At 33.7% G+C, this 14,333-nt stretch carries 10 protein-coding genes; 7 read left to right on the forward strand and 3 right to left on the reverse strand.

What is annotated here, in order from left to right; genetic code table 11:
* Positions 1–18: 18 nt before the first annotated feature.
* The 4 genes from CPHY_RS03055 (at position 19) to CPHY_RS03070 (ending at position 5,930) form a co-directional block, all read left to right on the forward strand.
* The gene (locus CPHY_RS03055; protein WP_012198592.1) at positions 19–1,059 is read left to right on the forward strand and encodes a FecCD family ABC transporter permease; all 1,041 of its coding nucleotides are present in this window, start codon (positions 19–21) and stop codon (positions 1,057–1,059) included.
* Between the two features lies 1 nt (position 1,060).
* Entirely contained in the window at positions 1,061–1,855 is a 795-nt protein-coding gene (locus tag CPHY_RS03060) for an ABC transporter ATP-binding protein (RefSeq protein ID WP_012198593.1), read from the forward strand.
* Between the two features lie 510 nt (positions 1,856–2,365).
* The gene (locus CPHY_RS03065) at positions 2,366–4,609 is read left to right on the forward strand and encodes an S-layer homology domain-containing protein (RefSeq protein ID WP_012198594.1); all 2,244 of its coding nucleotides are present in this window, start codon (positions 2,366–2,368) and stop codon (positions 4,607–4,609) included.
* Positions 4,610–5,132: 523 nt separating this feature from the next.
* The gene (locus tag CPHY_RS03070) at positions 5,133–5,930 is read left to right on the forward strand and encodes an adaptor protein MecA (protein WP_012198595.1); all 798 of its coding nucleotides are present in this window, start codon (positions 5,133–5,135) and stop codon (positions 5,928–5,930) included.
* Positions 5,931–6,127: 197 nt separating this feature from the next.
* Here CPHY_RS03070 and CPHY_RS03075 read toward each other — a convergent pair whose 3' ends face one another.
* Complete coding sequence (locus tag CPHY_RS03075) at positions 6,128–7,303, reverse strand: ISL3 family transposase (protein WP_012198596.1); 1,176 nt, start codon at positions 7,301–7,303, stop codon at positions 6,128–6,130.
* A gap of 479 nt (positions 7,304–7,782) precedes the next feature.
* On the opposite strand from CPHY_RS03075, the gene CPHY_RS03080 reads away from it, so the two are divergent.
* Positions 7,783–9,141 carry a methyl-accepting chemotaxis protein gene (locus CPHY_RS03080; RefSeq protein ID WP_012198597.1) on the forward strand — a complete coding sequence of 453 codons (1,359 nt, stop codon included), beginning with the start codon at positions 7,783–7,785 and terminating at the stop codon, positions 9,139–9,141.
* A gap of 130 nt (positions 9,142–9,271) precedes the next feature.
* Here CPHY_RS03080 and srtB read toward each other — a convergent pair whose 3' ends face one another.
* Together srtB and CPHY_RS03090 are read right to left on the reverse strand one after the other, a co-directional pair.
* The gene (gene srtB, locus CPHY_RS20535; RefSeq protein ID WP_012198598.1) at positions 9,272–10,369 is read right to left on the reverse strand and encodes a class B sortase; all 1,098 of its coding nucleotides are present in this window, start codon (positions 10,367–10,369) and stop codon (positions 9,272–9,274) included.
* A 220-nt stretch (positions 10,370–10,589) separates the two neighbouring features.
* The gene (locus tag CPHY_RS03090; protein WP_012198599.1) at positions 10,590–11,609 is read right to left on the reverse strand and encodes a LacI family DNA-binding transcriptional regulator; all 1,020 of its coding nucleotides are present in this window, start codon (positions 11,607–11,609) and stop codon (positions 10,590–10,592) included.
* Positions 11,610–12,267: 658 nt separating this feature from the next.
* Here CPHY_RS03090 and CPHY_RS03095 point away from each other — a divergent pair.
* Positions 12,268–13,179, forward strand: coding sequence for a nucleotidyltransferase family protein (locus tag CPHY_RS03095; protein ID WP_012198600.1), 912 nt, complete (start codon positions 12,268–12,270; stop codon positions 13,177–13,179).
* Between the two features lie 30 nt (positions 13,180–13,209).
* Positions 13,210–14,322 carry a phosphotransferase enzyme family protein gene (locus CPHY_RS03100; protein WP_012198601.1) on the forward strand — a complete coding sequence of 371 codons (1,113 nt, stop codon included), beginning with the start codon at positions 13,210–13,212 and terminating at the stop codon, positions 14,320–14,322.
* Positions 14,323–14,333: the final 11 nt, after the last annotated feature.

Consider the following 14,333-nt stretch of genomic DNA (forward strand, 5'->3'; position numbering starts at 1 on the left):
AAAGGCCTGATTATTAATATGAACAAAAGAAAGACTTCATTTTATTATCTAGTGTTTACGTTGCTACTACTTATTACGATTATTGTCACAGCATCAGTTGGTTCAGCCAACATAACAATATATGATAGTTTAAAGGTCCTTCTAAGTAAAATACCGATTATTAGAAAGTTAATAGAAACTTCGGATATACCTAAAAATTATGTTACGATTATTTGGAATATTCGAATACCTAGGATTTTACTCTCTGGTTTAAGCGGAGCCTCACTTGCGTTAGTAGGGGCATGTTTTCAAGGATTATTTCGTAATCCACTTGCAGACCCACAGATACTTGGCATTTCCTCTGGTGCAGCTCTTGGAGCTACGATAGCTACACTAAGTGGTATGACGATATCATTTTTTGGTCTGGGTGTGATAGGGGCATTTGCCTTTGTTGGAGCTCTACTTACTGTTTTCTTAGTATACCAAATTGCGTTTACTGGAAGTACTGGTTCAGTTACTCATATTGTGCTAACTGGTACAGCGATTAGTTCTATGTTGTCTGCTATGATTTCCTTATTAATGAGTATTAGAAGAGAGCAGATAGAAAAGGTTTATATGTGGACTCTTGGAAGCTTTTCTGCAGCTAGCATGAAGAAAGTCGGATTTCTTCTCCTGTTTTTTGTTGTCTGTGCTACGATAATTATTGTGTATGCGAGAGAACTAAACATTATAGCGGCAGGTGAGGAAACTGCAGAAAGTCTTGGTATTGATACATTGAAAGTGAAGAGAACTCTTATCATAGTTGGTTCACTTTTGGTAGCCGCTTGCGTCTCGGTTTGTGGTATTATAGGCTTTGTCGGTTTAATTATACCTCATATGATACGATTGCTACTTGGTCCAAGACACGAGAGATTATTGCCATTTAGTTGTATCTTTGGTGCCTTTTTCTTAATTGTTTGTGATACTTTAGCAAGAACCTTAAGAGCACCTGGAGAATTACCAGTCGGAGTTATTACCGCATTATTTGGAGCACCATATTTCTTATTATTACTATATCGTGATAAGAAAAGGATGGTGTAAGATGGATAAATTACAGACAATACAAATAAATGAACTTACTTGGCAGCCACAAAAAGAGGAGGATGCAATCTTAAAAGAGATATGTGCGACTTTTTTACAGGGAGGGTTTTACGGTATTTTGGGGCCAAACGGATCCGGAAAAACCTCATTTATTCGCCATATCCTAAGATTGTTACCAGTAGAGTCAGGAAGAATATTCCTTGAAAATAAGGAAATTACAAGTTATAAACGTAACGATATAGCGAAAAAGATGTCCCTAGTCCCACAAAACACCAACATCGAAACAAGATTCACAGCATATGAAATTGTGATGATGGGGCGAGCACCTTATCAAAAAAGGTTTCAAGCAGTCAGTGATAAGGATAGAGAAATTGTAAACGAAGCTATGAAGATGACGAATTGCTATCACTTACGTGAAGCTATATTTTCCAGGTTAAGCGGTGGAGAAAAACAGAGGGTTATTACAGCTAGAGCAATCGCTCAGCAGACACCTTGGTTGTTTTTAGACGAACCAGTAGCTCATTTGGATGTTCGGTATCAGATGGAATTAATGAAATATTTAAAGAAGTTAAATGATACGAAGAACACATCGATTATAACTGTACTTCACGACATCAATTTAGCTGCAAGGTATTGTAAACAGATTGTTTTAATGAAAGATGGAAGAATCGTAGCAGCAGGGGAAACAAAACAAGTATTAACGATTGATAATCTGAATCAAGTATTTGAAATTCTCTTCTATGAACTAGAGAATGAAGCATTAGGTGGTACTTATTTCATTCCAACTCCGTCTTAGAAAAATATAAATAATCAAAATTGAATTAAAAAGCAGGAGTTTTTGAAGTGGACTTCAATGGCTTCTGCTTTTATTCGATTGATAAAGAAAAGTTCGCGGAAGCGAGCTTTTTTGATTTCCCATAAACCATAAGCTATCTGAGGGATGTACACTCACCCTGTGGACTCAGCAAGACGAATTGCATTTGATTAGAAAAGTGATTTCGCTTTCAAGTTTAAAACTTGATGAGCCTAAAGTGGCAAATTCAATCTGTTCTTTTTTTCTTCGCCTTAAAATCTTATATTAAATAAAAATGCTAAAATATTTTACAAAGTGTGGAACAAATGGAAATATATATCGTCTAATGCATAGAACAATAATTCGGATAAAGAATTTTGGAAGAAGTGTAAAGAAAATTTCTAAGGTTTCAAAAGACGCCGCCTAAGAAATTTTAAAACTTCACACGGTTTCATGAATTGTTTGTACCTGCGACCCCGATGTTTGCAGGCTATGGAAGGAGTGGTTTTTATTATGAAGAGAAAGAGTTTTATAGCACTTATGTTAGCAGGTGGACTTATTTTTACCAGTATTCCAGTCCAAGTAGATGCGATGTCTACCGTAGTAGCGGAGGCAGTTACCAGTGAAAGTGTGCAGAGTAATTCTACAGAAGATACGAAGCTTCAAGCAAATCTTTCGAAGATTATAACAGAAATTAAGAAGAAGGTTACCATTCCATCTGACTGTACCAAATTTGATTCGAATTATTATGGCGAAGAATACGGAAGAGGAATACAGTGGAACTTAAATTGGTCTAGTGAAAAAGGTTCACATTATTTTAATGTGGTTTGTGATGATAATGCGAATATAACTTTTATTAATGATAGAGATTATGATAAGTATGATAAGCAAGAGCCAATCAACTATCTCATCAAAGAACTTCGCCCTGTTGCAGATGCTTTCATTAAAAAGGTTGCACCTGAAGTTTGGGGGCATGTAACATATCAAACCGCATCTTATGTAGGATATTATAACAACTGTTATCAGTTTGAATATGTTCGGACTGAGAATGGTATCATGATGCCTGATAATACGATTACAATACAAATTAGCGCAGCAGATAAGAAAGTTCAGAGGTATAATGCAAACTGGTTATTTGGGTTATCCATTCCTTCCAAAGATGTAAAGATATCAAAAGAGCAAGCTACTGAGAAGATAAAGAAACAAGTTTCAATGGAGCTTAAATATCTAACAAAGTGGAGTGAAGATGGTAAAACGAGAAGTGCTTACCTTGTGTATGCACCTAATAATAATTATATAGCAGTAGATGCAAAAACAGGGGAAGTATACACATCGAGAGAGCAATGGATAGAAACTTCGGAAAAAGAAAGTGCAATGCAAGATACTAGTAAAAATGAAAGTAATGCAGGTGGGTCTACTTTAACAAAGGAAGAGTTAGCACAAATTAAGGAAATAGGAAGTCTAATTACAAAGGAGCAGGCAATCGATAAGGTGGTTAAGAATAAATATTTACTTATGGATGCTAATATAAAGGCGATATCAGCATCCCTTTCTGGGTATCGTTTGTATGGTAATGAAAAAGAAAAGCAATATGTATGGAGTATTTCATTAACTGATCCTAGAGTAACAGATGATAGTAAAAATGATTATTATAGAGCTAGTGCGTATGCAACTGTTGATGCAAAAACTGGTGAGATTTTATCCTACCATTCAAGTGTTAAAAATGCTGATCAGATGACAACAGATGAATTAGAGAAAGCGAAAACGAAGCTTTCCAAAGAAGAATGTGCGAAAATCTATGAAGCATTTGCGAAATCTCAGAATGAAAAGCAATTTACGAATACGAAACAGTCCTCTGTAATTCAAGGTTATATCTATGACTATGTAAAAGAAATCCCTGTATATGGTGGATATACATTTGGATATGAAAGAGTAAATGAAGGAATTCCTTATGCAGATAATTATTTTACTGGTAGCGTGGATTCTATTAGCGGTAAAGTATTCGAGTATAACAAGAACTGGGATACTACTATAAAATTCGAGTCATCCAAGAATGCAATGAGTCCAGAACAGGCATTTAATGCGTATATTAAATTGGATGGTTATGAGCTAGTTTATGAAATTAATACAGTTCACAAATTAGCAAAGAGCGGAGATGCTAATGGTACTATAGAGAATTCATATTCCATGGAATATCAACCTAGATTAGTATATCGTACCAACATCAATCCAAACACAATATCACCATTTACCGGTAAGCAATTAGATTGGTCTGGTAATGTTTATGTGTCACAATTAAAGAAATCGGCTGATTATACTGACATCAAAGGTCATAAGTATGAGAGAAGTATCTTATTATTGCGCGATTTAGGAGCTGGTTCTGAAGAATTAAAATTCCGACCAAATGATGTGATTACAGGAAAAGAGCTACAGAGTCTCGCTGAAAAGCTATTCTATGAAGCTTCTAGAGATGAAATAAAATTAAAGAGTAATAATGGAATAACCAAACAACAGTTGGCAAAATACACTGTGCAAATACTAGGTTATGAGAAAGTTGCGACGATGGGCGATATCTTCCGTTGTGGTTATACCGATGATGCTAAGATAGGGAAAGATTATTATAATTATGTAGCAATAGCCAAAGCACTTAAGCTATTCGGAAATGGGAATGAAAAGGCATTCCAACCTACTGCTAAAATAACAAGGGGCGAGGCAGCAGATATCCTGATCAAAGTATTAAACAACAGTGCAAGGTGAATAAAATATGAAAAAATGAAATTTGTCGAAAGAATTGGTAAAATAAAATAGAAGGCAAAAAGTTAATGTTAACTATAAGCTTTATGGGAATGGAAGAAACTCAAGAGTACACATATAGTGTAAATGGAGATACTTTGAAATTAGGACTTGATGATGCTACAGTAGAATTAAAGAGAAAATAGAACGTAGGAAGGGGAGTGTCTTAAGACGCTCCCTTTTAAATTATGATAAGGAAAAGTTCGAGAAGCTTCTTTTCTTATTTAAGCATTTATGCTTATTTTATAGTAATTTATAACAAGAAACTTTTTGTCCGAAAACTTATGAAAAATATGATAAATTAAATTTTTCACGTTAAGATATTAGAGTATCTTTAAAAAGTTATGTAATTATAAAGTGAATATAAAGTGTGTATAAAGTGTATATAGATACCAAGAATAGATACTTGCATAACTACGTGGAGTTGACGTATAATAGAGAGAAGTTTAAGATCTATATTAATCATATGGAATGAAAGCGAGAATATATGGAATTCAAGAGAATAGATGATGAAACGGTTCGTTGCATTATTAATGAAGACGATATGAAGGAATACAATATAGAAATCGACGATTTCCTTAAGAATAAAGGTAAGATTCAGGAATTTCTACATAAAATCGTAGAAATGGCAGTGGATGAGGTCGGATACAATCCTAAAAATGGATTATTAGCGATGCAGGTTATGCCATTACCAAGGAATCGTCTGGCAATTACTTTTTCTGAAAAGGGTGCTGAAGGGATGGAAGATATCCTACATCAGATTAACGATGCATTGGGTGGCGATGGTGAACTTACTCCAGAAAGTATGATGAGTCGGTATGAAGACCTATCCAGTATAGAAAAAATAGAAGCCTTTGATAAATTTATCCGAAATCTGATCCAAGATGTAACAGATGAGTACGAGGAGCAACAGTATAAAAAAAATAAGGATGAGAATAAAAGCAAAGAGGATAAAAAAGGTAAGCAAAAGCAAACAGTGGATTCAAACTTACAATTGTATACATTTGCGACACTTTCCGATGTGGAAAGATTTTGTGTGATATTACCTGAATCTTGGGCAATCCGAAGTACTCTTTTCAAGAATGAGAAGGAACAACTATACTATATGGTATTAGAAAAGGGTAGACTATCCAAAGTTAATTTCCAATTTGTCTGTGACAGGGCTAATGAATATGGAAAATTTCATTCAGAGAACCAGGCCAGAGTGGCTTACCTTAAGGAACATGCATTGTGTCTTATTGATAAAAAGGCAATAAAAGTAATGAAAAATATAGCGAATGGCTAATATAAATGGCTGTGATACTTTTGATATTTGAATATTTAAAGTATTACAGCTTATTTTTATGGGCTCTATGTCAAGTCTTGGGGTATAATTGTTATCAATCATGCTCCATTACTGGATGTAGAGCTATTTTTATATTTGGGGCCTATAACATATATTTTTGGGCATACGAAATAAACCTCGTGCCAGTCTATTGTTATTTAGTTACAAGAGTGTAAAATACGAGTACGGAAACGTTCAAAGTTTCGAATACCATAGGAAATACGTTTAAGAACTTTTATCTTATTATTAAAACCTTCTGTTGGTCCGTTTGTAATTCCATATTTAAAAGAATTTAATATTTCTTTTCCCCAGTGACGGTATGTGGCAGCACATTTTTCAAACTCTGCTATACCAGAACTTTCTGCATTGCGAATCCATTCGTAAAACTGTGTTCTCTGAAAGGAGTACTTAGTACTTTGACAAATATCATAAAACCATTCTTTCAACATATGCGCTTTTCGTAAGTCATCATTGTAATAAAGCATCAAGTCACATGCTTTTTTGTATTCGTCTTCTAGTTTATGATAGCGTGTTAAAATCAGTTTATGGCTTCGTTTATAGTATTTTCTTAAAGAAGTAGGCATTGTTTTTTGAAGTCGCTTTCTTACATTTTCAATTGCCCAGGTGACTTGACGAATAAAATGATATTTATCAATAATTACTTGTGCATTGGGGAAATAGCTATGGGCTAAATCCACATATGGCTGCCACATATCACACACAAAATATTTTACACGATATCGCTCGCTACGGTTTATATTCCGAAAATAGGCAGATAAGTGAGGTTGTGTGCGGTCAGGAAGGATATCCATAATGGAGCGCTGCTTTGGATTAACGATGATACATTGATACTTTCCAGTCTCAGCATTGCCTTTATATTCATCAATGGATATCGCGTCTTTTAAAGAAGGGCAAGTATAATGGATTGTGTCTAGAATCCTTACAATAGTAGCGGATGAAACATTGGCTTTATTAGCAACAGATTTTAGTGAAGTAGTATCTCTTAATTCATTTACTATGTATTGAGTTAAGCGAGTAGATCTTTGCTGATAACGAGCAAGGAAAGAATACTTTTCACTAAATCTTTTTCCACAAGAACATCGATAACGTCGCTTTTTTAAAACTAGGTAACAATGCTTTAGTTGAAAGGGCAAGTCCTTGATGGATTGCCAACGGTAATCATGAATTTGCTTGGTATGGCGACCACAGCAAGGACAAGTTTGTACGCTAGCCTTTGTTTCAATAAAGATTTTTACATAGGAATCCCCATGAATTATATTTTTTACTTTTACCTCTTTTAAATTTAGTAGTTTATTGATACAATAATTATGCATTTATGCAACCTCCTGGTGATTTGTTTCGAGACTGGCACTGGGAGGTTTTTTATTATTATAAAATAAAAAACGTTGGAGTAGCGAATTAATTTCACATACCCCAACATTTATTATAGAGCCTTTTTATGCAACTTCGTAAATAATTGGAATTAAGTGCGAAATGCATAATATTGTCATGAAATTATAGTTTCCTATTGAAGTTATATTTCGAAATTGGTATAATTTTCTATGTTATTTTAACTCACATTACAGAAAGAAGGTGTCCAAAGGAGTAAGGACGTAATCCTTTCATTATGAATCTATTTTAGAGGGGTAAAATAGATGAAATTTATTATTAATATATTGTACATAAAAGTGATTTATTGTTTTGGGACAGTAAGGATTGCATCCTAAGTTAAGGGTTGGAGCTCTGAATATACACGAGCCAAATTAGTTATGAGGGAAGGTCAAAATAATATGAAGTACATAGGAGGATGTTTATGCGTAAAAGTATTCGAACAAAGTTAGTATCGGTTGTATTGCTGTTATCTTTATTTAGTATAGTAACAAATATTACAAATTTGAATTCAGTCAAAAAGATTCATGATGCTGCGTATAATGTGGACAGTAGTAACCCAGAGGCTATGGAAGCTGCTAGGTCGGAACTGAAAGGAATCTATGATACTAGTATACAATCCAATTATATTGGTATTGGGTTTATGATATTTCTCACTATTGCAGTAATTGTAATTACAAGAAAGTCGATCATTACACCAACCAAAAAATCTACTAAGCAACTGGAAGAAATATTATATGATTTTAATTCTGGGCAAGGAGATTTAACAAAAAGAGTTACAGTATATACGAAGGATGAAATTGGGCATTTAGTGTCAGGTATTAATACCTTCCTAGAAACATTACAGGGAATTATGGGTCATATGGTTTCTGATTCTAAGCAGTTAAAATTAAGCATTTCTTTAGTTTCAAACAGTATCAGTCAAGTGAATGATAATTCTTGCGATATTTCATCTACCATGCAGCAATTAGCTGCTAGTATGGAGGAAGTTACGGCAACGATATCTTCCATGATAGATAGTATTGGTATTCTTAATACAGATGTCACCACCATGGTAGATAAGAGTGTAGGAACTATGGAATACATAGGTGAGATGAAGATAAGAGCGAATGCAATGAAGGAAGATGCGACTGGTAAGAAAGCTACAACCAGCGAGATGCTTAATAAAATAGGTGATACCTTACGTGAAGCTATCGAAAATAGTAAGAAGGTGGAACGTATTGATGAGTTAACCAATGATATTTTAGTTATCTCAAATCAAACAAATCTATTAGCATTAAATGCATCGATTGAAGCAGCGCGTGCAGGAGAGGCGGGAAAAGGCTTTGCCGTTGTTGCAGATGAAATTCGTCAGTTAGCAGATAATAGCCGAAATACAGCTACGAATATTCAAGAAATCAGTGGTTTAGTGCGTGATGCTGTATTAAATCTTTCGGATAGTTCAAAACTTGTATTAGATTATATTCAAACTACGGTATTAGGTGATTATGATAAGAATGTAGTTAGTGGAATACAATATGATAACGATGCTTCCTTTTTACATGACAATATCACTCAATTCATGGATTACATAAAAGCGTTAAACCGTATGATAGAAAATATGAGTGATTCCTTTCATGGTATCGCCTCTGCTGTGGATGAAAGTGCAATGGGAGTTTCTAACGCTGCAAATAATGCATCGAATTTGGTGGAAGAGATGTCTAAGATTAGTAAAGAAATAAAGAATAATGAAATGATTTCTATAAGTTTAAATGAAGAAGCAAATCGTTTTGTTGAGATATAAAATTAATTTTAAAGAATAAAAACTTTGAATATAAAGTTACTTATAGGGACTAGATAAAAGTATCTATGCGTTACTAAAAAAGGAAGGTGATACAAAATTAGAGGGTATCTTTCTAAGATACCCTCTAATTTTATCTTGTGCCATTCGTAAAGTCTTGATACCAATTAATATCATGATTCTTTTGTGCTTCTTCAAAATTAGTAATAGCTGGAGGAATTCCACCGTATTGTTGATACCAGCTATCTGGATAAAGAGGAGTCTTATTTTTCGTTACGGATTCCCTCGATAGTTCTTTGGACTCTCCTGGCCTCAATTTTCTAGCTACGATAACAGTGCGATAATTAGGAAGCTCATAAGAGCAGGTTGATAATAATAGCAGTTGATCTTCCTTGGAAATTTCTACAGGTATATTATAAATGGAACGAACTTTTATCTGATAAACAAAATTTAAGAAATCTGAGGAATCTTCAAAGCTTCCACGTTGATAATCAAAGAGTTCTTCTTTTGCTGAGGAACCGTTTGTTTTAAAAACAGCAAAAATTTTCCATAAGCTTACGTCATATAGTGTATCAAATTGAATAATTGGAGAATTAATCAAAAAGTCCATATCGTTAAATTTCATCAATTCGTGAAACATATTACCAGTACTTGTCATATTATGACCATGGATTAATAAACATTGCGTTGGTGTCTCAATCTCTGTATTTGTATCTAAAAAAAGACTACCTAATCGGTCCTCCTCCTTATTGATATTCCTCGTCAAGTAATATTCTGGTTCCTCCTTACTGGATTGTAGTACTGGATAGTTGATATTGGTTCCTTCTATTTGAATCCAACCTTTAATGTCAGGATTAAGTTCTAATAGTTGTTTGAATTTTTCTATAGGTATTATTTCGGATGTTTTTCCTGATGACACTTGATCATCAATTGCCTTCGGAATTGAGGGGGCTATAGTATCTTCAGGGATAGGAGTGCTTTTTTCATATATCTGCTGGATCTTTTTCATTGCATTGTTTGATTTCATAGGACTAATCCATAGAAGGTCAATCAGTAGATAAGTACCTATCATTAATATAATAAAAGAGAGTATATGGAGGATTTTATTAAGCTGCAATTTTTTATTGTTATGTATTGAATTATCTTTTGAGTCGTTCATATTCTGATTTGAATTAAATTTTGTAGCTTTTATTTTATCTATTTTTTGTCTTGCTGAAATTTTATAACCCATAAGTACCCTCCTTTCTTTTGCTGTTATCAAAAGTATAGCACAAGTATATTAAAATGATAAGAATCTTTCTAAATGTCTTGAAGAAATCAGAAAAATTTGCATATCATATTTTAAATTCTTTCAAGCGACTAAAAAGATGTCCAACAAAAATATCATCCATTGTTGGACACCTTTTTTCATTTCAGCTTTATTATTTAAGTTTTTAAAATTATACGTTATATCAGGTTGAACTTCTTTCAACGAAAGTAGTAGGTAGAATGATTTTCTGTGGCAGTGTTTCATAACCTTGAATTCTTGCAAGTAACAGATTGGTTGCAACCCTACCAATTTCTTCTTTTGGAACGTGGTAGGTGGTAAGTGGAGGATTTGAGTACTGAGACATTTCAATATCTGACATTCCAATGACTGCAACTCTCTTAGGTACGGAGATACCATTGGTATAAAAACTCTTCATTGCAGCCATAGCCATCAAATCGCTGGCTGCAAAAAAAGCAGTAGGATAGTGATTACTTTTACATAAGGCATCTACTTTTGCTACACATTCATCTTCGTTCCAGCCACAATCTATGATCCATTTTTTCTGAATCGGTAAGCCTGCTTTATGCATTGCTATGACATAACCTTGATAACGTTTACTGTCTTTGATATCTTGGGACTCTCCACTTCCACCGATAAATCCAATTTCTTTATGCCCTTTTTCAATGAGATGCTGTGTCGCAAGGATACCATTTTCTAAATGATCATAACCAACATCATCAATATCATCACGTAAAGTATCAATACCCACGACATGAGGCACACGTTTTTTAATGTAGTGATAGATGTCTTCGTTTAATGGCTCCATCAAAATTAACCCATCCAAAGAATCACTAAAGGTTGAAGCTAAATGGCTTTTGTCCTGAAGAATTGGCGCTGACTTGATAAAGGACAGTTCAATTCCAACTTCTCTTAATTGTGTTTCTACTCCGGCAAGGATTGACATATAGTAAGGATCGTTATAGCCCTTCTTCGTTACTCTTAAAATACAACCTATTTTTGCGTCTTTACAAATGTTTGAATTCGTAACTGTCATTTTTTTTCGCGGGGTCGTAATAGGGATGTAATTTAATTGAGTTACTGCATCAAGTACACGATTCTTGGTTTCTTCGGTCATCTTATATTTAGTATCATTATTTAAAACGCGAGAAACAGTAGCGATAGAGACATTCGCTAATTTTGCAACTTCTCGTATGGTACTCATAGGTAGAATCCCCTTTCTGTTTAGAGTAATGATAGGATAATATTTGTTTGTTTAGTTATTTGTTACGTTATATTTACTTTACCTCATTTTTGTTTTATTGTCAATGTTTCAGTGGAAAAAACAAGGTTTTATGATATAGAAGTAAATCAATCAGCGGAAAAACAAGATTCTATGATATAGAAGTAAATCAATCAGCGGAAAAACAAGATTCTATAATGCAGAAGTAAATCATTTAGTAGAAAACAAGATTCTATGATGTGGAAGTAAATCATTCAGCAGAAAACAAGATTCTATGATGTAGAAGTAAATCACTCAGCAGAAAAAAATTCTATGATATAGAAGTAATCATTCAACGGAAAAACAAGATTTTATTATTTAGATGTAAATCATTCAAAATTATATATATTTTGTAGCATTTTAATGAGGAAAATAAAACAAAAAATAAATCGAGAAATAAACCCAGAGATAAAAATGAGATTAAAATCAGAAACTAGAATAAAACAAAAAAATGATTATTCTCTGTTTACAAATGGTTTAACACGTGCTAATATAAACGTAACAAAACGTTATGAAACAAACTATGTTACGTAATGTTACGTAAACTAAATCAAAAACTCAAAAAAAACGAATAAAACATACAATGAAAGGACGTATTATCATGGAAAAGCCAGTATTAGTAATTATGGCTGCTGGAATGGGAAGCAGATATGGTGGATTAAAGCAAATTGATTCAGTGGATGAGCAGGGACATATTATTATAGATTTCTCAATTTTTGATGCAATCAAAGCAGGATTTAAGAAAGTTATCTTTATTATTAAGAAAGAAATAGAAGAAGACTTTAAAGAAGTGATTGGAAATCGCATTGAAAAGATTGTAGAAGTTGAATATGTTTATCAAGAAATCGCCAAAGTACCAGAGAACTTTACTGTCCCAGAAAGTAGAGTAAAACCATGGGGAACTGGTCATGCAATCTTATGTTGCATGGATAAGATTCAAGGACCATTTGCAGTAATTAACGCAGATGATTTTTATGGTAGAGAAGCTTTTGTAAAAATTTATGATTTCCTAAGTTCTATAGAACAAATTAATCTTTATTCTATGGTGGGATATCAATTAAAAAATACATTGACAGAACATGGCTCTGTTGCAAGAGGGGTATGTAATGTGAATGAGGAAGGTTTCTTAACTAAGATTACGGAGAGAACAAAGATTGAAAAATTCCCTGACGGTGCTAAGTATTATGAGAGTGAAACAGATACTTGGGAAGAAATATCATTTGACAGTACGGTCTCTATGAATCTATGGGGATTTCAAGCAAATATTATGGCGGAACTAAAAGAAGAGTTTGATACTTTCTTGAAGACAGAGGTTGCTAATAACCCAGAGAAAAGTGAGTTTTTCTTACCAACCGTTGTTCAGCATATGATTGAAAGTCAGAAGGTGCAGGTAAAGGTATTACATTCTAAGGATCAATGGTTTGGTGTTACGTATAAAGAAGATAAAGAAGTCGTACTAAAAGAGATAGCAAAGTTAAAAGAACAAGGAATTTACCCGGAAAATCTATGGTAAGGATTGTAAAATCGTAGTGGAGGTGCTATTATGGCAAGAGAAATAAAAAATGAGTTAATAGAAAATGCGATTGCTCAGTTTCAAGTAGAAGGAACAGTTGAGAGTTATGAGAGATACGGAAATGGCCATATTAACGATACATTTGTTGTAGCTTATGAAAAGGATGGAAAGATAAAAAGATTCATATTACAGCGTATCAATCATAGTATCTTTAAAGAGCCGGAGAAATTAATGTTTAATATTGCTCAGGTAACTTCATTTTTAAAAGATGAGGTAAGAAAACTTGGTGGGGATGAATTACGAGAAGTATTGACGATAATCAATACGAAGAATGGTAAACCCTTCTATTTAGATACCGAAGGCTCTTACTGGAGAATGTATCTTTTTATAGAAGATGCTACCTCCTTTGAACAAGTTAGTAAACCAGAGGACTTTTATCAAAGTGCAGTTGCATTCGGAAGATTTCAGAAACTATTATCCGCCTTTGATGCAACCAGCTTATATGAGGTAATACCAAACTTTCATAATACACCTTTACGTTATGAAGCATTTTTAAAAGCTGTGAATGAAGATAAATGCAACCGCGCTAAAGATGTAAAGGAAGAAATTGAGTTTTTTATCAAGAGAAAAGAAGATATGGAGTACTGTAAAAAATGCTTAGATGAAGGAAAACTTCCACTCCGTGTTACACACAATGATACAAAACTTAATAATGTAATGATAGATAATAAGTCAGGGAATGGTTTATGTGTCATTGACTTAGACACTGTAATGCCAGGTTTATCTATCTTTGATTTTGGTGATTCTATCCGTTTTGGTGCAAACACTGCAACAGAGGATGAAAAGGATTTATCGAAAGTGAGTTTGGATTTAGATTTATTTGAACTATATGTAAAGGGTTATTTGACAGGTTGTGAAGGCAGTCTGACTGATACCGAAATCTCTATGCTACCTCATGGAGCAAAAACGATGACATTAGAGTGCGGAATGCGTTTCCTAATGGATTATTTAGAAGGAGATGTTTACTTTAGAATTCATCGAGAGGAACATAACCTTGACCGTTGCCATACACAAATGGCACTTGTTCTAGATATGGAACGTAAATGGGATGATATGAAAGAAAAAGTTTCTAAGTATCGTTAAGGAGGAAAAGA

Origin of the sequence: Lachnoclostridium phytofermentans ISDg, from assembly GCF_000018685.1 — a bacterium.
Taxonomy (GTDB): domain Bacteria; phylum Bacillota; class Clostridia; order Lachnospirales; family Lachnospiraceae; genus Lachnoclostridium; species Lachnoclostridium phytofermentans.

Coding starts and splice junctions, on each gene's coding strand:
- CPHY_RS03080 (WP_012198597.1), top strand. CDS start 7,783: ATGCGTAAAAGTATTCGAACAAAGTTAGTATCGGTTGTATTGCTGTTA.
- srtB (WP_012198598.1), bottom strand. CDS start 10,369: ATGGGTTATAAAATTTCAGCAAGACAAAAAATAGATAAAATAAAAGCT.
- CPHY_RS03070 (WP_012198595.1), top strand. CDS start 5,133: ATGGAATTCAAGAGAATAGATGATGAAACGGTTCGTTGCATTATTAAT.
- CPHY_RS03065 (WP_012198594.1), top strand. CDS start 2,366: ATGAAGAGAAAGAGTTTTATAGCACTTATGTTAGCAGGTGGACTTATT.
- CPHY_RS03090 (WP_012198599.1), bottom strand. CDS start 11,609: ATGAGTACCATACGAGAAGTTGCAAAATTAGCGAATGTCTCTATCGCT.
- CPHY_RS03075 (WP_012198596.1), bottom strand. CDS start 7,303: ATGCATAATTATTGTATCAATAAACTACTAAATTTAAAAGAGGTAAAA.
- CPHY_RS03095 (WP_012198600.1), top strand. CDS start 12,268: ATGGAAAAGCCAGTATTAGTAATTATGGCTGCTGGAATGGGAAGCAGA.
- CPHY_RS03060 (WP_012198593.1), top strand. CDS start 1,061: ATGGATAAATTACAGACAATACAAATAAATGAACTTACTTGGCAGCCA.
- CPHY_RS03100 (WP_012198601.1), top strand. CDS start 13,210: ATGGCAAGAGAAATAAAAAATGAGTTAATAGAAAATGCGATTGCTCAG.
- CPHY_RS03055 (WP_012198592.1), top strand. CDS start 19: ATGAACAAAAGAAAGACTTCATTTTATTATCTAGTGTTTACGTTGCTA.